The sequence below is a fragment of the Haloarcula sp. NS06 genome (assembly GCF_051122755.1).
Lineage (GTDB): Archaea > Halobacteriota > Halobacteria > Halobacteriales > Haloarculaceae > Haloarcula.
Genome location: NZ_CP184844.1, coordinates 2,669,231 through 2,688,932, shown reverse-complemented (window position 1 = coordinate 2,688,932; position 19,702 = coordinate 2,669,231). Strand labels below are relative to the sequence as shown.

18 protein-coding genes, 1 tRNA gene and 1 pseudogene are annotated in these 19,702 nt (G+C 62.5%); 14 read left to right on the top strand and 6 right to left on the bottom strand.

Translation table 11 applies throughout. The annotated features are described in order from the left end of the window. Positions 1-23 precede the first annotated feature (23 nt). The 3 genes from ACODNH_RS17795 to ACODNH_RS17785 all read left to right on the top strand — a co-directional run bounded on the left by ACODNH_RS17795 (position 24) and on the right by ACODNH_RS17785 (position 3,778). On the top strand, positions 24-1,421 hold the full coding sequence (locus tag ACODNH_RS17795) for a cryptochrome/photolyase family protein (RefSeq protein WP_306706571.1): 1,398 nt from the start codon (positions 24-26) through the stop codon (positions 1,419-1,421). Positions 1,422-1,603: 182 nt separating this feature from the next. Then, on the top strand, positions 1,604-2,215 hold the full coding sequence (sod, locus tag ACODNH_RS17790; RefSeq protein WP_306706570.1) for a superoxide dismutase: 612 nt from the start codon (positions 1,604-1,606) through the stop codon (positions 2,213-2,215). A gap of 186 nt (positions 2,216-2,401) precedes the next feature. Further along, positions 2,402-3,778, top strand: a complete 1,377-nt coding sequence (locus ACODNH_RS17785) for an ABC transporter substrate-binding protein (RefSeq protein WP_373567950.1) — start codon at positions 2,402-2,404, stop codon at positions 3,776-3,778. A 31-nt stretch (positions 3,779-3,809) separates the two neighbouring features. On the opposite strand, the gene ACODNH_RS17780 is transcribed toward ACODNH_RS17785, so the two are convergent. From ACODNH_RS17780 to ACODNH_RS17765, 4 genes are read right to left on the bottom strand one after another with little or no spacing between them, the layout of a single operon-like run. Next, positions 3,810-4,565, bottom strand: a complete 756-nt coding sequence (locus tag ACODNH_RS17780; protein ID WP_306706569.1) for an ABC transporter ATP-binding protein — start codon at positions 4,563-4,565, stop codon at positions 3,810-3,812. Then, a complete protein-coding gene (locus ACODNH_RS17775; RefSeq protein WP_434530691.1) occupies positions 4,562-5,392 on the bottom strand; it encodes an ABC transporter ATP-binding protein in 831 nt (276 codons plus the stop codon). The genes ACODNH_RS17780 and ACODNH_RS17775 overlap by 4 nt, the downstream gene beginning before the upstream one ends. Next, the gene (locus ACODNH_RS17770; protein ID WP_434530690.1) at positions 5,385-6,668 is read right to left on the bottom strand and encodes a branched-chain amino acid ABC transporter permease; all 1,284 of its coding nucleotides are present in this window, start codon (positions 6,666-6,668) and stop codon (positions 5,385-5,387) included. Before ACODNH_RS17770 ends, ACODNH_RS17775 begins: the two co-directional genes overlap by 8 nt. After that, a complete protein-coding gene (locus tag ACODNH_RS17765; protein WP_306706563.1) occupies positions 6,665-7,780 on the bottom strand; it encodes a branched-chain amino acid ABC transporter permease in 1,116 nt (371 codons plus the stop codon). The genes ACODNH_RS17770 and ACODNH_RS17765 overlap by 4 nt, the downstream gene beginning before the upstream one ends. Before the next feature lie 318 nt (positions 7,781-8,098). On the opposite strand from ACODNH_RS17765, the pseudogene ACODNH_RS17760 reads away from it, so the two are divergent. From ACODNH_RS17760 to ACODNH_RS17735, 6 genes and pseudogenes are all read left to right on the top strand, one after another. Continuing rightward, a pseudogene (locus ACODNH_RS17760) lies at positions 8,099-9,314 on the top strand (helix-turn-helix transcriptional regulator). Positions 9,315-9,442: 128 nt separating this feature from the next. Next, positions 9,443-9,517, top strand: a tRNA-Glu gene (locus ACODNH_RS17755). A gap of 80 nt (positions 9,518-9,597) precedes the next feature. Then, a complete protein-coding gene (locus ACODNH_RS17750; protein ID WP_434530689.1) occupies positions 9,598-10,293 on the top strand; it encodes a competence/damage-inducible protein A in 696 nt (231 codons plus the stop codon). A gap of 196 nt (positions 10,294-10,489) precedes the next feature. Beyond that, complete coding sequence (locus ACODNH_RS17745; protein ID WP_434530688.1) at positions 10,490-11,560, top strand: ATP-NAD kinase family protein; 1,071 nt, start codon at positions 10,490-10,492, stop codon at positions 11,558-11,560. A gap of 98 nt (positions 11,561-11,658) precedes the next feature. Beyond that, complete coding sequence (locus ACODNH_RS17740; RefSeq protein ID WP_005534477.1) at positions 11,659-12,693, top strand: phosphate uptake regulator PhoU; 1,035 nt, start codon at positions 11,659-11,661, stop codon at positions 12,691-12,693. Positions 12,694-12,836: 143 nt separating this feature from the next. After that, positions 12,837-13,067, top strand: a complete 231-nt coding sequence (locus ACODNH_RS17735; RefSeq protein ID WP_058995970.1) for a HalOD1 output domain-containing protein — start codon at positions 12,837-12,839, stop codon at positions 13,065-13,067. Positions 13,068-13,200: 133 nt separating this feature from the next. Here ACODNH_RS17735 and ACODNH_RS17730 read toward each other — a convergent pair whose 3' ends face one another. Continuing rightward, entirely contained in the window at positions 13,201-14,283 is a 1,083-nt protein-coding gene (locus tag ACODNH_RS17730) for an LEA type 2 family protein (RefSeq protein WP_434530687.1), read from the bottom strand. A 111-nt stretch (positions 14,284-14,394) separates the two neighbouring features. Between ACODNH_RS17730 and ACODNH_RS17725 the strand changes: the two genes are divergently transcribed. From ACODNH_RS17725 to ACODNH_RS17705, 5 genes are all read left to right on the top strand, one after another. Further along, positions 14,395-14,625 (top strand): DUF7525 family protein, encoded by a 231-nt coding sequence (locus tag ACODNH_RS17725; protein ID WP_229727241.1) that lies wholly within the window; start codon positions 14,395-14,397, stop codon positions 14,623-14,625. A 63-nt stretch (positions 14,626-14,688) separates the two neighbouring features. Then, on the top strand, positions 14,689-14,916 hold the full coding sequence (locus ACODNH_RS17720) for a DUF7123 family protein (protein ID WP_004592831.1): 228 nt from the start codon (positions 14,689-14,691) through the stop codon (positions 14,914-14,916). Between the two features lie 67 nt (positions 14,917-14,983). Further along, the gene (locus ACODNH_RS17715) at positions 14,984-15,415 is read left to right on the top strand and encodes an SRPBCC family protein (RefSeq protein WP_306706550.1); all 432 of its coding nucleotides are present in this window, start codon (positions 14,984-14,986) and stop codon (positions 15,413-15,415) included. Continuing rightward, positions 15,412-16,230, top strand: coding sequence for a carbon-nitrogen family hydrolase (locus tag ACODNH_RS17710; protein WP_434530686.1), 819 nt, complete (start codon positions 15,412-15,414; stop codon positions 16,228-16,230). The genes ACODNH_RS17715 and ACODNH_RS17710 overlap by 4 nt, the downstream gene beginning before the upstream one ends. A gap of 78 nt (positions 16,231-16,308) precedes the next feature. Beyond that, a complete protein-coding gene (locus ACODNH_RS17705; RefSeq protein WP_434530685.1) occupies positions 16,309-17,322 on the top strand; it encodes a DUF4349 domain-containing protein in 1,014 nt (337 codons plus the stop codon). A gap of 262 nt (positions 17,323-17,584) precedes the next feature. Here ACODNH_RS17705 and ACODNH_RS17700 read toward each other — a convergent pair whose 3' ends face one another. After that, positions 17,585-19,702 carry a CDC48 family AAA ATPase gene (locus ACODNH_RS17700; RefSeq protein ID WP_434530684.1) on the bottom strand — a complete coding sequence of 706 codons (2,118 nt, stop codon included), beginning with the start codon at positions 19,700-19,702 and terminating at the stop codon, positions 17,585-17,587.

The following is a 19,702-nucleotide window of genomic DNA, read 5'->3' as shown; positions in this document are numbered from 1 at the left end:
CCGGGCTAGTCCGTGTACTGGGTATGCGCCTGCACTGGCACCGCCGTGACCTCCGGGCGACGGACAACGCCGGCCTCGCCGCGGCGACTCCGTCTGACCCGGTCGTCCCGGTGTTCATCTTCGACACGGCCGTTCTCGACCACGCCGGCCCGCCCCGGGTCGCGTTTATGCTGGACGCGCTCGACAGTTTGCGCGAGTGGTACCGTGACCACGGTAGCGACCTCGTCGTTGCCGAGGGAGACCCCACATCCGTTTTGCCAGAACTGGCAGCCGAGTACGGCGCGGAGAAAGTCACCTGGGGCAAGGACTACTCCGGACTTGCACGGGAACGCGACGCGGCCGTCCGGCAAGCGCTCGACGACGCGGACGTGGCCCGAGAGGCCCTCCAGAACGCCATATTACACGAACCCGGAGAGATTACGACGAACGATGGCGACCCCTACAGCGTCTTCACCTACTTCGGCCGGAAGTGGCACGACCGCGAGAAGGCAGCCCCCTACGATCCGCCGTCAACTGACGAGTTAGTTGATGTCGACGGTGACGCGCTCCCGACGCTAGCTGACCTCGGTTTCGAGGAGCCAGAAGCGGACGTGCCCGCGGCGGGAACCGACGACGCACGCGCCCTGCTCGATGACTTCCTCGATGAGAACGTCTACGAGTATGAGGAGCGCCGGGACTTCCCGGCCGACGAATGCACCTCGCGGCTCTCGGCCCATCTGAAGTTCGGGACCATCGGCATCCGAGAAGTGTACGACCGGACGCAGGACGCCAAAGAGGGGACCGGCGGTGACCGCCGCGATTCCGTCCGAGAGTTTCAGTCCCAGCTGGCCTGGCGGGAGTTCTACACGCAGGTGCTGTTTGCCCATCCACACGTCGTTAGCGCGAACTACAAATCATACGAGAACCCAATTGAGTGGGAGAACGACGAGGAACTGCTGCAGGCCTGGAAAGACGGTGAGACGGGTTATCCCATCGTTGACGCCGGGATGCGCCAGCTTCGTGACGAGGCGTACATGCACAACCGCGTCCGAATGATTGTCGCCTCCTTCCTCACCAAGGACCTGCTCATCGACTGGCGACACGGCTACGAGTGGTTCCGGGAGAAGCTGGTCGACCACGACACAGCCAACGACAACGGCGGCTGGCAGTGGGCGGCCTCCACGGGGACCGACGCGCAACCCTATTTCCGCATCTTCAATCCGATGACACAGGGCGAAGACTACGACCCGGATGCCGAATACATCAAGGAGTACGTCCCGGAGCTACGGGACGCCGCGCCGGAAATTATCCACGACTGGAACGAGTGCTCGCTCACGCAGCGGCGCAACGCTGCGCCGGAGTACCCGGACCCCGTTGTCGACCACAGCGAGCGCCGCGAGCAGGCGCTGGCGATGTACAAGCGGGCCAGAGGAGACGAGTAGCGCGGTTTCGTTCCGTCTCATTGAACTCTCCCGGGTGCTTACACGCGAGCTGACGCCGCTTGGTGGCATCAGTACCGCGGGCAGATACGGCTTCGTCCCGCCGTCCTTGTTGAGTGCTACCAAATGGCTCCTAAACGTTTAACAGGCAGCCGCGCGACAGGTAATGATGGAGGCGTTTTCATATGTCCGAACATTCAAATCCCGAACTGCCACCGCTCCCGTACGACTACGATGCGCTGGAGCCACACATCTCCGAGCAGGTGCTCACCTGGCACCACGACACCCACCATCAGGGGTACGTAAACGGTCTCGAATCGGCCGAGGAGACGCTCGCCGAGAACCGCGAATCCGGTGACTTTGGTTCGAGTGCCGCCGCGATGGGCAATGTCACCCACAACGGCTGTGGTCACTATCTCCACACGCTGTTCTGGGAGAACATGGACCCCAACGGCGGCGGTGAGCCGGAGGGCGAACTCCTCGACCGCATCGAGGAGGACTTTGGCTCCTACGAAGGCTGGAAGGGCGAGTTCGAAGCCGCCGCATCAGCTGCCGGCGGCTGGGCGCTGCTCGTGTACGACCCCGTTGCCAAGCAACTGCGCAACGTGCCGGTCGACAAGCACGACCAGGGCGCGCTCTGGGGCTCCCATCCCATCCTCGCCCTCGACGTCTGGGAGCACTCCTACTACTACGACTACGGCCCCGCTCGCGGTGACTTTATCGACGCCTTCTTCGAGGTTGTCGACTGGGACAAGGCTGCTGAAGAGTACGAGAAGGTCGTCGGTCGCGTCGAATAAGGGGCGACACTCGACGTTTTTTGCGGACGTGTAAAAGCCTGAGAGATGTCTGTGCCGATAGTGTCTGACCCACCGTTAATATCTAACTATGCCGACAAAAAATATCGGCGTGACTGGAGCAGACTACGGAACGGCAGTGTCACGGGAGGATATAGTTTTATAAGATGTGAATCAGTGGTAAGTGGTATGAGTCGCGATACCAATCGGCGAGCGTTCCTGAAGCGAACTGGGGCGGTAACCACTGTCGGTCTGCTTGGTGGGTTGGCAGGTTGTTCAACCGAACAGACCGGCGGTGACGGCGGGGACGGCGGAGACGGCGGCGATGGTGGGATGACCGGAACCGGGACCGAGTCCGGTGGCGACAGCGGTCCGGAGTCACCGGACGTGCTGATGGTCGTCGGCTATCCTCAGAGCGGTGTGCAACTGTTCAAGGACTTCTACGCCGACTACGGCGACGATGCCGCCGACATCCTCGTCACCGATGGCCTGCAGGACGGCGAACTGCCGAGTAACGTCGGCGACGATATGTCGAACGTCCGCGGCACGGCCCCGTCAGCGGCCGGGCCTGGTGTCGATACCTTCACAGAGCAGTTCACCTCCGAGTTCGATTACGACGAGGCCGGCGTGTTCACGTCACAGGCATACGACGCGACGGCGGTCCAGATTCTCGCAAACCTGCTGGCCGGCGAAAACGACGGGCAGGCCGTCCGGAATCACATGCGCGTCGTCGCCAATCCGGGCGGCGAGTCGTACGGTCCCTCCGAGTTGCCAGCGGCCGTCGAAGCGGCCGCCGCGGGCGAGAACATCCAGTACGAGGGGGCCTCGAGTGCGGTCAACTTCGACGAAAACGGGGATATGGCCTCGGCGCAGTATCAGGTCTTCGGCTTCCAAGACGGTGGGGGCGTCGATACGCTCAGCACCGTCGACTTCAGCGCTGGCGACGACATCCCACAGCCGGAACCGAACGGCTCTGGGAGCGACTCCGGACGGACGGTCAAGTTCGGTGTGTTGATGCCCGAAACCGGCGACCTCGGACCGCTCGGCAGGCCGATCCGTGACGGAGCGCTACTCCCGGCCCTGCAACTCGAAGGCCAAGTCGACTTCGAGTTCGATTATCAGGTCGGAGACACCCAGACCCAGGCGCAGGCGGGCATCGACGCCGCCAACTCTCTTGTCAGCGCGGGCTATCCGTCAATTACCGGAGCGGCCAGCTCCGAGACGTCGATACAGGTCGCCAGAAACGTGCTCATCGACAGCAGCGTCGTCGGGTGTTCGCCAGCGTCTACGTCGCCGACGATTACTGACCTCGAAGACAACGATTACATGTTCCGCACCCCGCCCAGCGACGCCCTGCAGGGACAGGTCCTTGCGCAAGTCGGCGTGGACGAACTCGGTGCCGCGACCGCATCGACGCTGTACGTGAACAACAGCTACGGGCAAGCACTGCAAGAGGCGTTCGCCGGCGCATTTGAAGCGGAGGGCGGGACTATCGTCAATCAGGTCGGCTTCGAGCAACAGCAGTCCTCCTACACGTCTGAGATCAACAGCGCGATGAACCAGTAACAGGGCTGTCAGCGCTGATCCTTTTTTCGAGCTATCCGCCGAGGAAGTCTTGGCGAACCTGCTCGTCGTTGAGGAGGACCGTCCCTTCGTCCTCGTAGCGATTCTGACCCTGCACGAGCACATAGCCCCGATCACACCGCCGGAGTGCCTCCTTTGCGTTTTGCTCGACCATCAGAATAGCCGTGCCGTCGTCGTTGATGCGGTCGATGCGATCGAACATATCGTCGACCAGGTCCGGGGCGAGCCCGGCGGAGGGCTCGTCGAGCAACAGCAGGTCGGGGTCGAGCATCAGCGCCCGGCCCATGGCGAGCATCTGCTGTTGGCCGCCCGACAGCGTCCCGGCCGACTGGTCGGACCGCTCCCGGAGAATGGGGAACCTGTCGTACACGTCTTCAATCCGGTCTTCCGGCACTTCGTCGAGGATGTACGCACCCATTTCGAGGTTCTCGCGCACACTCAGCGAGCCGAATACGTTGCCGGTCTGGGGGACGTAGCTGATTCCCTCGTAAATGATTTCGTCGGGATTGCGCTGGCTGATATCAGCCCCGCTGAAGATGACCTCTCCACCCATGTACGTTGTCAGGCCGAAGACGGACTTCATCACCGTTGACTTGCCAGCCCCGTTTGGCCCGACGATGACGACGTACTCACCGTCGGAAACGTCCATATGGACATCACTGAGGACCTGCAGATCGCCGTAGCCCGCATCAAGGTCTCGGATGGCGAGGAGCCGCTCGGCTGGGTCGGGGAGCGTGATAGCCTCTGACTCTGTCGCGCGCGGACTCATACGTCACCTCCTAGGTACGCCTCAAGTACCCGCTCGTCCGACTTGATAGTCTCGGCGTCCCCTTCGGCGAGGACGCTCCCCTGATGCATGACGATGATGTGTTCGCAGTTGTTCATGATAACGTCCATGTCGTGTTCGACCAGCAGGAAGGTCAGGCCCTGCTCTCGACGGAGTTCGTGAATCCGCTCCAGTAGTTTCTCTTCCAGCGTCGGGTTGACGCCGGCCAGCGGCTCGTCCAGTAGAATCATCTCGGGGTCGGTCATCAGGACCCGCGCCATCTCCAGCAGTTTCCGCTGGCCACCGGAGAGATTGCCGGCGTTCTCGTGGGCGAGATGGTCGATCTCGAAGAACTCGAGCGTCTCCCACGCGCGGTCCCGAACAGCCGTCTCGTCGTCGATGACATTGCCGCGAAGCCCTGGCGTCACCGACTGGATGACCGACTCGCCGACCTGTCCACCCGGCGCGAGCATCACGTTCTCCAGGACCGTCATCTCGGACAGTTCACGGGCGATCTGGAACGTCCGGACCAGCCCCTTATTTGCGAGTGTGTATGACGGGAGCCCAGTAATGCTCTGGCCGTCAAAGGTGACCCGGCCACCAGTTGGTTCGTGAATGCCAGTGATACAGTTGAACGTCGTCGATTTGCCGGCCCCGTTCGGGCCAATGAGGCCGGTGAGCGACCCCTCTGCCACGGAGAACGTCGCCCCGTCGACTGCGACAACGCCGCCGAACTCCTTGCGGAGGCCGTCGACTTCCAGCAGCGGCGACTCGATCGCGTCGCTCGTGACGGCAGTTTCCTGTTGCGGTGCAGCATCGGGTTCACTCATCTGTCTCACCTCCGGATCCGGACTGCGCTCTGTCAAGGCTCACGCTCGTTGCGGGTTCGTTCCGGTGGCCGAGCAGCCCCTCTGGCTGGTTCTGGATGATATATATCAGCACGACGCCGATGAGGACAAACCGGAGCGTGCTGACGTTGCTAATGGTGTATGCGAGGAGTGGAAGCGGGTCCAGCGACCCGAGTCCGGCAACCGCGTCCACGATGTTGCCGGGTGCGCGAGTGCCGCCAAGCGAGACGTTCTCGCCCAGCCGCGCCGGCAGGTAGAACAGCAGTCCCGAGAACGTCGCTGCGCCGATGATGCTCCCGGTGTTGGATCCGGAGCCGCCGATGATGAGCGCCGCGAACACGTAGAACGTAATCGTCGGTCTGAACTGCTGTGGGCTGACGTAGCCCGCCTGGCCGCGGAACAGGACACCGGCCAGCCCCATCAGCGCACAGCCGATCATGAACGTCTTGATCTTGAACAGGCGGGTGTCCTTGCCCAGTGACTGGGTCACGGTCTCGTCCTCACGAATCGCTTTCAGCACGCGGCCGAACGGCGAATTGGTGATTCGGGCGAGCACCCAGTAGCTCGCAGCCACGACCAGCAGGAGAAGTATCCCGTACGTGAGATTCGCCAGATTCGGCCCGGAAACGCCGACGCCCTCCGCAGCAGTTACGAGTGGCTGCCCGACGCCATTGATGAGCGTCGACGCGACCTCGTTTGCGGACTTGAACGAGATACCGGTCGCGCCGCCGGTTCCGACCGGCGCTCCGAACAGCGAGAACTCGGCGAGGCCGTCCCAGTTGACGACGAGCCGAATTATCTCCGAGAACGCGACCGTCACGATGGCGAGGTAGTCAGCCTTCAGTCGGAGTGCCGGCAGCGCCGCGAGACCGCCGATGATAGCGGCCATTGCCATGCCGCCGATGAGGCCAACCCATAGCGGGAGGCCGAGCCCCGGGACTGCCCCGGCCGCCGGGTCAGTTGGCGCAGTGAGAATCGCTGTCGTGTACGCGCCGACGGCCATGAACCCTGCAATGCCGATGTTGAACAGACCGGTATACCCCCACTGAAGATTCAGCGCCAGCGCGAGGATGGCGTAGCCACCAATGAGAACGGTCACGCTGCCGATGAAGCCGGCAGCGAGGTTCGCCCAGTTCGCCCCCCCGACAGCGATCGCCAGTACGAGCATAACGGCCCAGATACTGGCGATGAAGCCGATGACCAGCCCTACGTCCGGGAGTGCGTCCAGACGGTTTCGAACAGTGTCAACAGTACTCATGCAGTCGACACCCCCCCAAAGATGCCGGACGGGCGCAACAGCAAGACGACGATGAGCACCAGAAACGCAGAGGCCCGCGTCAGCCCGGATGGCAGCCAGATCAGGGCCAGACTATCGACTAGCCCAATGAGAATCCCGCCAGCCATCGCCCCGTAGATCGAGCCGATGCCGCCGACGATGACCGCGGCGAAGATGAGCAGGAGCAGAATCCAGCCGAAGTTGAACGATATCGTGCCGCTTTCCAGCACGAGCAGGTAGCCGCCGATGCCTGCCAGGCCGCCACCGAGGATCCAGGTAAGTCGGATCACGCGTTCGGTCGGAATCCCGGTCACGCGTGCGAGGTCTTCGTTGTCGGCCATCGCCCGCATTGCCTTGCCAAGCTTCGTCCGCTGTAACAGCAGGTGGACGCCGAGCATCAACAGGACCGACACCACCAGCAGGGTGATTTCGTTGTCGGTGATTGAAATCATCGAGAATAGCGTCACCCGGAGCCCGCCGCTTGCGACCCCGCTTGTCTGCGTGCCGAAGACGAACGCAATGAGGTATCGCAACGCGAGGGCAACACCGATTGACGCAATCAGCAAGGAGATGTTGTCCGTATCGCGCATGGGGCGATAGGTGAGTCGGTCGATGAGTAACACGATCCCAATCGACCCGACACCGGCGATGACAAGGCCGAGAAGCACCGGAATGAACGTCGAAACGGTGCTCAACTGTCGCCCCGAATTGAGCATGAACAGTTCTGAAATCGGGGCTCCGGTCCCGAGGCCAGCGGTGATGTACGCGGCGACCCACCCCAGGAACGCCCCGACAGTCACCGTGTCCCCGTGCGCGAAGTTGGCGAAGTCGAGAATGCTATATGTCATTGACAGACCAATGCCGGCGAGTCCGACCGCCAGTCCGACGAGCAGTCCGTCCACCACCATTGAGAGCAACGAACTCACGGTGAGAGACCCCCCCAGTAACTTGGCTCCGAGGAAAAACACGGTTGTCCCAGCGAGCTTTGCAACTAAATCCAGCAAGAGGAAGCCACTGACCGCGGCTACCACTGCTGCTCCCGGCCGATCGCCCACCACTACGCGGCCGTCTCTTGCGAACTCAGCAATTCCCATAGGTTACCGTTCGTTGGACCTTCCTTTGTAAATAACCCACCGGAAATTCTTGCGGAATAACCATGTAGAAGCCAAGATACCGCTGTGAAAACAGGAATTAACCCCTCCCATGGTCAGGTATCGGTCGAGAGACCATTGATACCACGAGAAAGATAGCGAATGGAGCTACTTCGAACTCGGTGAGGAACGTGAGGGTGAGCGCCCGCACAGCACCCGATGCTGTCATCGGTTACCAGTGTTTTAAGCTGTAGCCGTATCGAGAAATCACCGGCCATCGGCCCGATACCGACGGAGAACGGTGCTATTCACAGCGCTTTTATGCGGTCCATCGATGATATACGACAGATGGTACGCCTGGTCGTCGCCAGTCTCGTGCTGGCTCTCCTGCTGGGAAGCGGTGCCGCGCCACTGGCGATGTCACAGCCGGCCGACGAGAGCGTGGGCGTCCAGACGCCCGACAGGTTCGACCGGACGACGTTTCAGGTCACGTTGTATCAGAACGGGTCGGCGAAGTGGGCGATCGTCCACCGGACACCGCTCGCAAACGACACCGAACAACAGCAGTTCGAGGAGTTCGCTGAGGAATTCGAGCAGTCGGAGCAGCCACTGTACCAGAATTTCGTCGAGCAGTCGACGCTGCTGACACAGTACGGGACGAACGTGACCGGCCGGAACATGAGTGCGACCAACTACGCCCGGTCGGCGACGGTCGACCCGCTCCAGAACACTGGAACCGTGCGGATGTCGTTCCACTGGCGTAACTTCGCGGTTGTCGAGGGCGACGCGGTTGTGGTCAGCGACGTGTTTGATGGCGGGTTCTACATCGGGCCGAGCCAGTCGTTCGTCTTCGAGCGCGGCCCCGAACTTGCGTTCGTCGACGTCCAACCGGACCCCAACTCACAGAGCGAACCTGACTCGCTCGAAAACAGCGAGAGTGTTACGTGGAACGGCGAGCAGTCGTTCAACGACCGTCGGCCCTATGTGGAGTTGCAGCCGCGCGAAACCGGGCAGAGCGCTGGCGCTGAACAGCGCACCACAGCGGGTGGTGACACACCTGCCGAGGCCGCTGGTGGGCTGTCGTGGATGCTCCCGGTCGCCATCGTCGGTCTCATTGTCGTCGCCGGTGGCGTGGCCGCGTGGCGGTCCGGCGCGCTGAGAGGGGTGTTGGGAACCGACGATGACGAGCCGTCCGCTCCGTCGCCGTCGGCCACAGGCGGCACTGAGAAGCCGTCGACGGCTTCCTCGGGCGATGCAACGGCAGACACCGACACCCCTGAGGACCCGGCAGTCCCCGACGAGGAACTGCTCACCGACAGCGACCGCGTCCGCAAACTGCTGGAGGAAAACGGGGGCCGAATCGAAGCAGGTCGACATCGTCGACAGCACCGACTGGTCAAAGTCGAAGGTGAGTATGCTCCTCTCGGATATGGAGGACGACGGCGAAATCTCGAAGCTCAGAGTCGGCCGCGAGAACATCATTAGCCTCGCCGGTCAGGAACCCGACGCCGCGGGGTCACCGTTCGACGACGAGTGATACTGTCGGCTGTCCGTCTGTATCGCGGAATACCTTGCAATAGTTACACCCAACAGTATGATAAACCAGCACAGGGCGGGGCTGAAACGCAATGATTATACGTATATCCTCGCTACGAATTTGTGTACGCTCCGTTGGTGTAGTCCGGCCAATCATATCACCCTCTCACGGTGATGACTAGGGTTCAAATCCCTGACGGAGCATTTCTCTCCGATTCAACGCATACACAGTTACCACGTTCTGTGACCGACAGTATTTGTGTCTGCCAGTCCAACCGGGCGGTATGCGCGTCGCGGTAGTCACCGTCGGAGACGAACTGCTCAGTGGCGAGACGGTCAACACGAACGCTGCGTGGCTTGGACAACAGCTCGCGGAGCGTGGCGTCACCGTCGGTCGGACGACGGTTGTCCCCGACGAGATCTCGGACATTGCCCGCGTGGTCAACGAGTACCACGCAGAGTTCGACGCCGTCATCGTCACCGGTGGCCTTGGACCGACGCACGACGACAAAACAATCGAGGCCGTCGCCGCTGCATTCGGGCGGGACATCGTCGAGAGCGAGGACGCCATCGCGTGGCTGGAAGAACACGGCGGGTACACACGCGATGACCTGACCGACGGAACGGGCGAGGTGCCGGAGGGGTCCCGGGTTTTGCCAAATCATGAGGGTGTCGCGCCCGGCTGTGTCGTCGAGAGCTGCTACGTCTTGCCGGGCGTGCCGGGCGAGATGAAGCGGATGTTCGAAGAAGTCGCAGAAGAGTTCGCCGGCGAGCAGCGGTACGTTCACACCGTCGACGCCGCTGAGCCCGAGAGCGCACTGCTCGACCGACTGGCAGAGGTCCAAGAGCAGTTCCCGGTCAAGGTCGGGAGCTATCCGGGCGAGCACGTGACCGTCCGGTTCGAGGGGACAGAGGAGGAGCTAGTCGAGGAGGCGGCGGCGTGGTTCAGCGAACGCGTCGAGTCACCGACGGCAGAGTGACTACCGGTAGAGGTGGTTCAGCCAGAGAAACGTAAGCAGTAGGCCACCGAGCGTGATGGCCGCGCCGGACGCGTTGATAATCCCTGTCTGAACGCCGCTCTGGAGTACGACTGACATAGCTGTGCGTTCTGCGTGGGGTGGCTTGAAAGGCACGCTCCCGGGCCTCTTTTGCCGCGGGGTCGCGTAGCGACGGCGAATGCGACGAATTGGTGTCGTGGTCAACCCCATCGCCGGCATGGGCGGCCGCGTCGGCCTCAAGGGCACTGACGGGAAAGTCGGGGAGGCGCGCCGCCGCGGCGCGGAGCAACGCGCACCGGACCGCGCACGGACGGCGCTTGCATCACTCGCCGAAGTCGGGACGGACGTGGAACTGCTCACGTACGGCGACCCGATGGGGGACGGTATCGCTCGTGAGGCAGGGTTCGATCCGACGGTCGTTGGCACTCCGGGGAGTACTGACGAAACGACGAGCAAGGATACCCAAGATGCGGTTCGAGCGTTCGTTGAGGCGGATGTGGACGTGATCCTGTTTGTCGGTGGCGACGGCACGGCTGTCGACGTCGCAACGACGCTTGATGACCTGGACGCAGCTATCCCGGTTCTGGGCGTCCCAGCCGGGGTCAAAGTGTATTCCTCCGTGTTTGGTGTGTCGCCGCGTGCGGCCGGGCGCATCGTCGCCCGCTTCTCTGAGACGGAGCGCGCGGAGGTCAACGATATTGACGAGGACGCCTTTAGAGGTGGGGAAGTAGTCACCGAACTCCGGGCCGTCGCGGAAGTCCCTGTAGCTGACCAGCGCCAGTCGGCCAAGCAACTGGGCGGCGGCAGTGTCGAATCGCTTGCCGAAAGCGTCGCCAATGCCGCTGACCCAGATGTTACCTACGTCCTTGGGCCGGGGAGTACCGTCGGCGCTATCAAAGAAGAACTGGGGTTCGACGGAACGACGCTTGGCGTAGATGTGTGGCGTGACGGGGAGGTGCTTGCCCGCGACGCCGCCGAGGCAGACATCCTCGACGCCCTCGGCGACCGGAACGTCATCGTCGTCTCGCCGATCGGCGGACAGGGGTTCGTGTTCGGTCGGGGGAACCAGCAGCTATCGCCGGCGGTCATCAGACAGTGTGACCTCGAAGTGGTCGCCTCACGGCGGAAACTGGACGGCGTTGGCACGCTGCGTGTCGACACAGGCGATCCGGAACTGGACGAGAAGCTTCGCGGCTGGTTGCGAGTCCGTGTCGGGCGGCACGAACGCAGACTTGTCGAGGTCGTCTGAAGCTTCTCCAGCCGAGCGAAATGAACCATGATATATCGGCTGCGGTATTTTATCATGTATAGTCAAGATTAAGGTATCTCACGCCCCACAAAGGACATATGGAAACCCGGAAAGTCCAGCGATTGGGGCCGTCGACGCTCGCGATGACGTTGCCGGCGGAGTGGGCCAGTGAGCACGACGTTGAGAAAGGCGACGAGGTGTCGCTACGAATGGGCGGCAAAGGCACGCTGACAGTCATGCCCGAGTCCGTCCAGACCGAGGAATCAGAAGCTATCATCCACGCGGAGAATCTCGACGCCGATTCCGTCGAACGGGCTATCGTCGCCCAGTACGTGCTCGGCCGGCGCGTCATCCACGTCGAAGCCCCAGAGGGCGAGACACTGGAATCCTCGCACATCAACGCCGTCTACAACGCCGAAACCCAGTTGATGGGCCTCGGCGTCATCGAGGAGACGCCCGACCGGATCGCGATTCGCTGCTCCGTCGACCCGGAGGACTTCACGCTTAACAACCTCCTCGAACGGCTGGAATCCACTGGCTCGACGATGCGAAATGAAGCGGTGAAATCTCTCGCCCACGGCAATCCCGACCTCGCCCAGCGGGCGCTCAACCGCGAGCGACAGGCCAACAAGATATTCGTCCTCCTACTCCGCCTCATCTTCACGGCCTACCAGAACCCTAATCTCGCGCGAGCTATCGGCCTCAACGACGGCTTCCCGCTCATCGGTTATCGATCGATTGCGAAGAACCTCGAACTGACGGCGGACAACGCCGAGGATATCGCCGAGATCGCGCTTGAGACCGACGACCACTCCCTCAACGTCGACAGTTCGACCATGCGTCGCATCCGTGAGTTCACCGATCAGGTCAACGACATTACCGAACTGGCGGTTCAGGCGGCCGTCGACCGCAACTACGACACCGCGATTCAGGTCCGAGAGTTGTACAAGGACATCGGCGACAAGGAACACGAAATCCTTGACGACCTGCCGGAGATGGACAACGAGGCGCTACTGGAAGTGCGTGAAGTGCTGGTCAGTCTTCAGCAGACGGCCGAGTTTGCGGTCCGAAGCGCCGAAATCGCGACGAACCTCGCGCTCAACGAGGAATCGGAACACACGACGATCGAGTGAGGCGGCTACCGCGGCCCGCGGTTGCGGTTTGCAGCAACAGTCCTGTTTTCGGACTCCACCATCTAATTTAGCAGGTTCACTGCCACGACAAACTGCGGTGAAAAACACTTGTGCCTTTGAGTGGGCATTGTGAACGGTCCAGTATGAAGCGGCCTGTCGGTCCACCGACACCCATTCACATCACTGTCAAAGAGACCATCGCGGCGCTTGAGGACTGTCACCCCACGCAACTCGGGAGCCTTGACATGGTTGTCGACGGTGAGCGTCTGGACGCAGTATCGGATATCCCACCGGGAGAGTTGCCGATGCTGTTCCAGTACTGCGGCTACACGATAACGATCGATGGCACGGGGATGCTCTATGTCGAGAACTGAGGGAGCGGATTACTAGTACTGACTACCCGAGGAGGCCGCCATCGTCTGTTTCGGTTTCAGTCGGCGTGGCCGTCTCCGTTGGGGTCGCTGTGGGTTTCTCGGTCGTCGTTTCAGTCGTGGCCTCCGTGTCCGTCTATCCGCCGTCAAACAGGCCGTCATCCGTCTGTGTGTCCTCATCACCCAGTAGTCCACCGTCTGTTTCGGTTTCCGTGGGTGTCGGTGTCAGGGTTGCAGTTGCGCTATCGGCTGTCGAACTATCGGACCCATCGCTGGAGCCGTCAGCGGCCCCATCGCCGGTCGGGTACTGCGCCTTGGTGCCGAAGATGTCTGTCTCTATTTCCTGCTGGTAGTCGATTGAGTCCAGGTCGACTCTGAACTGCTCGTTGCCACCCTCAAGGACGAGATAGAAATCGATGTAGAGGTCCGTCTGTTGGTTTCGCTGGAGGTGGGACACCCACCAGCGGTCCAGATTCTCGTTCTGGATAGCGGTGTTCGCTTCGAGTGTCGTCTTCTCGCCTGGCCTGAGGACGTAGCCTCGATTCGTTTCGCCCTCGCCGACGGTCACGTCGTTCATCCGAATAGTGTAGCCGACTTTGGTGACTGTGTAGGGGTACGGCTTTGGGTTGTACACGTCGAAGGCGAGGTTCAGCGGCGTCTCGGACTGTGTGAGATTCGTCTGGTCCCACGTGCCGCGGGTTTCGTTGATGTAGAGAACGGGGTCCGAGACGAGCGGCTGGTCTGCCTCGACGGGCCGCGTCTCGGTGGAATTGAACTGGCTGAGGAGGGCCGTCTCGATAGTTCGTTCCTGGCTAAACGACACTGACCGACCGCCGAGCGTCGAGGACGTGATGGTTGCGTCGATGCTCACTGTCGTCGTCTCGCCATTGTTGATGTGGGTGACCCACCACGGCGGAATACGGTCGTTTTGCATCTCGGTGGTGAACTGCAACGTCGAGTTGCCGGTACCGAGACCGACGCCCTGCCTGTCGCCCCGTGCCATCTCTACGCCGTTCATTGAGATAGTGTAATTGAGTCCGACGCCGCCCAGCTGGACGCCGACAGGGTTCGGGTTAGTCACAGTCAGGTTCGTTCCCACCGTGGTCGTCTGGTTCGAGACATCCGAGAAGTGATTATCAACGGACGCGACGCTTGGCGTCCCCAGTACACCGAGCGCGACGCTGCCCCCTGCGACAGCGCCGATCGCGACGAGTAGCACACCAACTTGTTTCAACCGGCCCATGGTTGCTCTCCCATCTTCGACGGGTCGGTATATGTCCTGTGGCCCGAGCCCGAATGAACTAAGTGGGCAACACCGAAAGCGTGGTACATGAGTTCCAAGGCGTCCAAAAGCGACATGGGGATGGGCCTGGCCCTGCTGTTCGGGCTCGTCTCGGTCGGCGCGGCCCTGTTTACAGCAACCAACAGCTATAATTACGCGATTCTGCACGCACAGGAGCTTGAAACGGGGAACCTGCTCGTGACATCTGGCGGCGCGTTCGGGCTCGCAATGCTGGCCGCGGCCGTGGCCATCGTGGCGATTCACGCCTACGACGCCTGAGACTGGTATCAGCCACGAGACTGTGAAGGGAACCGTTAAAAACGCTGAGACCGTATCTTTAGTATGGCCGATTACAGCGAGGAAGACCGACGCATTCTCGAATATCTCCGGGACAGCGTCTCGCGTGGGGAGAGCTACTTCCGCGCGAAGAACATCGCTGAGCAGCTCGGCCTCTCGTCGAAGCAAGTGGGCGCGCGGCTCCCACGCTTAGCTGAGGAGGCCGACGAAGTCGAAATCGAGAAGTGGGGTCGAGCACGGTCGACAACGTGGCGCGTCACACCGACCGGATAGCCCCCGTCGGGTTTTACGCACTGTTACAATCGGTGGATTCATCGGCCAGTAGTCCTCAGTACATTCCATGACTGTCCGGGTCGAACGAACGATGACTGTGCCGGCCACACCGGAACGTGTCTGGGAATTCATCACCGACCCGGATAAACGGGCCCGGCCGATCAGCGTCGTCACTGACTGGAAAGTCATCGACGACACACACGCGAACTGGTCGATCGAGCTCCCGATTCCGGTGGTCAGCCAGACGATGACGGTGAAAACCGAGGATGTCGAGCAGCGCCGTCCGGAGTATGCCCGCTTCATCGGTCGCTCGAAAGTGATGACCGTCCAGGGCGAACACGAACTCGAAGAGACGGCCGACGGCGGCACGAAACTGACCAACCGGTTCATCGTCGACGGCAAACTCCCGGGGGTCGAGCGCTTCTTCAAGCGGAACCTCGACGACGAGATGCAGAACCTCGAACAGGCTCTGCGTGACGACCTCGAAGTCGAAGCATGAGGCTCACGCTTGCCCAGATAGACGTGTCGTCGGGCTCGGTTGCCGAGAACGTCGGCCGCGCGACGACCGCCATCAGGGACGCGGCCGCAGACGGCGCGGACCTCGTTGTACTCCCGGAACTGTTCAACGTCGGCTACTTCGCTTTTGATCGCTACGCTCGGGACGCGGAGGGATTGGACGGCGAGACGCTCAGCCAGATTCGCAGCGTCGCCGCGAACAACGAGGTGGCGGTGCTGGCCGGGAGCGTCGTTGAGGACTTAGCGACGAGCACCGACAGCGGGTTCGACGTGCCCGCGGACGAGGGGCTGGCGAACACCGCTGTGTTCTTCGACCGCGATGGGGAGCGACAGGCAGTGTACCGCAAGCACCACCTGTTTGGCTACGACTCCGCGGAGTCCCAGTTGCTGGAGCCGGGTGAGACTGTTCCGACCGTCGACTTCGAGGGATTCACCGTGGGAGTCACCACCTGCTATGACCTCCGGTTCCCGGAACTGTACCGCCACCTCGTCGACGAAGGCGTGACGCTGACGCTCGTGCCCAGTGCGTGGCCGTATCCGCGCGTCGAGCACTGGAAACTGTTCGGTCGTGCCCGCGCCGTCGAGAACCAACTGTACGTCGCCGCGGTGAACGGCGTCGGACAGTTCGAGGACGCGGAACTGCTGGGTCGGTCGACGGTGTACGACCCGTGGGGGACGACGCTCGCCAGCGCCGACGACCACCCGGCGCTGGTGACCGCCACCCTCGACCCGGCGCGCGTCGAACAGGTCCGCGATGAGTTCCCGGCGCTTGCTGACCGCCGGACGGACTGGCCGTAACTGCAGTCGCTATTCGACAAAAAGCGGTTTTTGAGCGTTCGCTGTCGTTATACTGCTCTCAGAACGAGTACGTCCCGTATGGCTTCTCGAGTCAGGGTCCTCGCTGTTGTCGGTCTCCTCCTCCTTGCCGGCTGTACCGGCATGGGTGGGAGCGGCGATGCGGGCGAGGCACAGGGCGGCGGTGACGGCGCACAGATGTCCAGCGGCGACGGCGGGTCGAGTCAGCCTGTCGAAGCGGATTCCGGGGCGAGCGCTGACGATAGCGAGAACATCCAGGCCGGCGACGCGGCGGCCGACCGGGCCATCATCCGCAACGGGCGGATGGTGGTCGAAGTGGAGAACTACTCCACGACAGCCGACGCAATCGCCGCCCGCGCTCGCACGTCCGGCGGGTACGTGAGCGACTCGAACCGCGAACTCCACCGTGACGACGGCGAGGCGTGGTACACTGGCTACATTGTCGTCAGAGTGCCAAGCGAGGAGTACGAACCGACGCAGTCGATGGTGGCCGAGCAGGGGACGGTCCGCTCCGAGGAGACGACGACGAAAGACGTGACCGACAAGCTCGTCGACCTCGAAGCACGGCTGACCAACCTCCGGGAGCGCCGCGACCGCCTGCGGATCTTCTACGAACAGGCCAACAGCACGGAGGAACTGCTCCGTATCGAGGAACAACTGTCGTCGGTCCAGAGCGATATCGAACGCCTCGAAGCACAGAAGCGCTCACTTGAACAGCGGGTCGCCTATTCGACGCTACGCGTCGAGATCCATGAGCCAGCGCCCGAGCCGTCGGCCCAGCAAGTGCCGTACCACGAGCGGTCGCTTGTCGCTGCGTTCCTCTCGTCAGTGACCGACGTGTACGTGTTCACCCGTGGGCTGCTGGTGACCGCCGCGAGCCTCGCGCCGTGGCTTGTCGTCCTCGCCGTCCCAGTTGTCGGCGGCCGCCGACTCCTCCGCCGTCGGTCGCTCCCGTTGCTGGGCCGACGTGGCACGTCTGAATCAGCCACAGGAGACGGTGACGGCGGCGGTGACGACCCTCAGCAGGAACCCACCGACGAACCGAATTCGTCGTCGTCCGATGGCGACACATAGGCGGGCCTGACACCGGGCCTTTTTTGCGTGTGCACTCGCTACGAGTATCTGCCGGCAAGGCGCTTTTCACGTCGATGCCGGCGCTAACGCCCGTCTCGCTGCTCGGCCACTCGGCGTCGCTCGTCCGCCAAGGCTGTCCGGACAGCCTTTTCACTCCTCTCCCGGAGTCGACCCTTTCGCCTCTCCTCGCCTTTCGGATACTATCGACAGAATGCTCTCGCTCAGCGGATAGTACGACCAAGATATCCAGTGATCCGCCGAGCTACCGCGTGCGCTCCCGCTCCAGCGCCTCGCCAAAGTGTCCTGGCGTGATCTCCACTTCCTCAGCGTTCTCGGTGGCTTCTTCAGGTCCGTAGGCGGACGCGACCTCCCGGATAGCCAGCATCGATGCTTCGCGGACGACGGCCTCCAGTTCTGCGCCCGAGAAGCCGTCGGTCTCTTCAGCAAGGTCCTCGATATCGGTGTCAGCAGCGAGCGGCTTCCCGGCGGTGTGGACGGAAAGAATCTCTTCGCGGGCGTCACGGTCGGGGTTCGGGACCTCGACGTGCTGTTCGAGGCGACCCGGTCGCAGTAGCGCATCGTCAATCATGTCCCGGCGGTTGGTCGCGGCCAAGACGACCAGATTGGGGTTCTCGGTGATGCCGTCCAGTTCGGCGAGTAGCTGGGAGACGACGCGCTCGGTGACCTCGTTGCCCTGACCGCGGTGGCTGGCGATGGCGTCGATCTCGTCGAGGAAGATGATGCTCGGTGCGGTCTGGCGGGCACGCTCGAACAGTTCCCGGACCGCTTCCTCGCTCTCGCCGACGTAGCGGTCCATGATTTCGGGGCCCGCGACGTGGATGAAGTTCACGTCGCTCTCACCGGCGACGGCCCGAGCGAGCAAGGTTTTGCCGGTTCCCGGAGGGCCATAGAGTAGAATACCGCTCGGCGGGTCGGTGTTCGTTGCGGTGAACAGTTCACCGTACGACAGCGGCCATTCGATGGTCTCAGTCAGCGTCTGCTTGACCTCGGCCAGCCCGCCCACGTCGTCGAAGGTCGCCGTTGGCGACTCGGCGACGTACTCCCGCATCGCGCTGGGGTCGACAGTGGCAAGCGCGGTTTCGAAGTCGTCCTGATGGACATCGCCGTTGTCGCGGTCGGCCCGGAGTGCGGCCATCGCGGCCTCGGTGGTCAGCGACGCGAGGTCAGCCCCGACGAAGCCGTGAGTCTGGGCGGCGATGCGGTCAAGATCCACGTCGTCGTGCAGCGGCATGTCCCGCGTGTGGACATCCATAATCTCGCGGCGGCCGTGCTCACCGGGAACGCCGATTTCGATTTCGCGGTCGAAGCGGCCGCCACGGCGCAGTGCCGGGTCGATGGCGTCGACGCGGTTCGTCGCCCCGATGACGACGACGCGACCTCGGTCTTCGAGGCCGTCCATCAGCGTGAGCAACTGGGCGACAACGCGGTTCTCCATGTCCGCGTCCTCGTCCCGAGAGCCAGCGATGGAGTCGATTTCGTCGACGAAGAGGATGGCCGGCGCGTTCGCCTCGGCTTTCTCGAAGGCCTCCCGGAGTCGTTCCTCGCTTTCGCCCTTATACTTCGAGACGATTTCGGGGCCGGAGATGGTGTCGAAGTAGGCGTCGACTTCGTTGGCGACGGCACGGGCGATGAGGGTTTTCCCTGTCCCGGGCGGGCCGTGGAGCAACACGCCGCTCGGTGGGTCGATACCCAGACGGCGGAACTCTTCGGGCTCCGAGAGAGGCATCTCGATCATCTCGCGGATACGGTCCAGTTCCTCGTCGAGGCCGCCGATGTCCTCGTAGCTCACCCCGGACTCCGTTTCGGCGGTCGGCGTGTTCGCTGTTGTTCCCTCCTCGGGTGACGACTGGCCCGCATCGCTGCCGCCGTCGAGCCCTGGCAGCACGGTCACCGCCGTCGCGTCGGTAACCCGGACTGGCCCCGACGGAGACGTTTTGCGGACGAGGAAGGTCCCCAATCCATCGATGTGGGTCCGCTCGTCAGCCTGAATAATTTGGTCGACGAGACGCTTCCGGACCAGACTCTCGTAGTCCTCGCTGCCCGGCATCGGTTCGACCGGCTGGACGGCAATTTCGGTAGCCTCTGAGACCGACCCGCTTGTCACTGTGACCGTGTCACCGATGTTGACACCGGCGTTCGCCCGGGTGTCCGAATCGATACGGACGAACGAGCCGTCGTCGTCAGCCGGCCAGACCTTCACGACAGTCATGTCATCCCCGTCGATGATGACGGGCGACCCGCTCAACACGCCCAGCTCAGTCCGTGCGGACTCCGGCAGTCGTGCGATACCGCGCCCGGCGTCGCGCTTGTTCGCACCCTCAACGGTGAGTTCGACACCGGCCTCAGTGGACCCGCTCAT

Bases quoted from the DNA above. Each gene is read 5' to 3' on its own strand.
- ACODNH_RS17795 (WP_306706571.1), top strand. From the start codon at position 24: ATGCGCCTGCACTGGCACCGCCGTGACCTCCGGGCGACGGACAACGCC.
- sod (WP_306706570.1), top strand. From the start codon at position 1,604: ATGTCCGAACATTCAAATCCCGAACTGCCACCGCTCCCGTACGACTAC.
- ACODNH_RS17785 (WP_373567950.1), top strand. From the start codon at position 2,402: ATGAGTCGCGATACCAATCGGCGAGCGTTCCTGAAGCGAACTGGGGCG.
- ACODNH_RS17780 (WP_306706569.1), bottom strand. From the start codon at position 4,565: ATGAGTCCGCGCGCGACAGAGTCAGAGGCTATCACGCTCCCCGACCCA.
- ACODNH_RS17775 (WP_434530691.1), bottom strand. From the start codon at position 5,392: ATGAGTGAACCCGATGCTGCACCGCAACAGGAAACTGCCGTCACGAGC.
- ACODNH_RS17770 (WP_434530690.1), bottom strand. From the start codon at position 6,668: ATGAGTACTGTTGACACTGTTCGAAACCGTCTGGACGCACTCCCGGAC.
- ACODNH_RS17765 (WP_306706563.1), bottom strand. From the start codon at position 7,780: ATGGGAATTGCTGAGTTCGCAAGAGACGGCCGCGTAGTGGTGGGCGAT.
- ACODNH_RS17750 (WP_434530689.1), top strand. From the start codon at position 9,598: ATGCGCGTCGCGGTAGTCACCGTCGGAGACGAACTGCTCAGTGGCGAG.
- ACODNH_RS17745 (WP_434530688.1), top strand. From the start codon at position 10,490: ATGCGACGAATTGGTGTCGTGGTCAACCCCATCGCCGGCATGGGCGGC.
- ACODNH_RS17740 (WP_005534477.1), top strand. From the start codon at position 11,659: ATGGAAACCCGGAAAGTCCAGCGATTGGGGCCGTCGACGCTCGCGATG.
- ACODNH_RS17735 (WP_058995970.1), top strand. From the start codon at position 12,837: ATGAAGCGGCCTGTCGGTCCACCGACACCCATTCACATCACTGTCAAA.
- ACODNH_RS17725 (WP_229727241.1), top strand. From the start codon at position 14,395: ATGAGTTCCAAGGCGTCCAAAAGCGACATGGGGATGGGCCTGGCCCTG.
- ACODNH_RS17720 (WP_004592831.1), top strand. From the start codon at position 14,689: ATGGCCGATTACAGCGAGGAAGACCGACGCATTCTCGAATATCTCCGG.
- ACODNH_RS17715 (WP_306706550.1), top strand. From the start codon at position 14,984: ATGACTGTCCGGGTCGAACGAACGATGACTGTGCCGGCCACACCGGAA.
- ACODNH_RS17710 (WP_434530686.1), top strand. From the start codon at position 15,412: ATGAGGCTCACGCTTGCCCAGATAGACGTGTCGTCGGGCTCGGTTGCC.
- ACODNH_RS17705 (WP_434530685.1), top strand. From the start codon at position 16,309: ATGGCTTCTCGAGTCAGGGTCCTCGCTGTTGTCGGTCTCCTCCTCCTT.
- ACODNH_RS17700 (WP_434530684.1), bottom strand. From the start codon at position 19,702: ATGAGCGGGTCCACTGAGGCCGGTGTCGAACTCACCGTTGAGGGTGCG.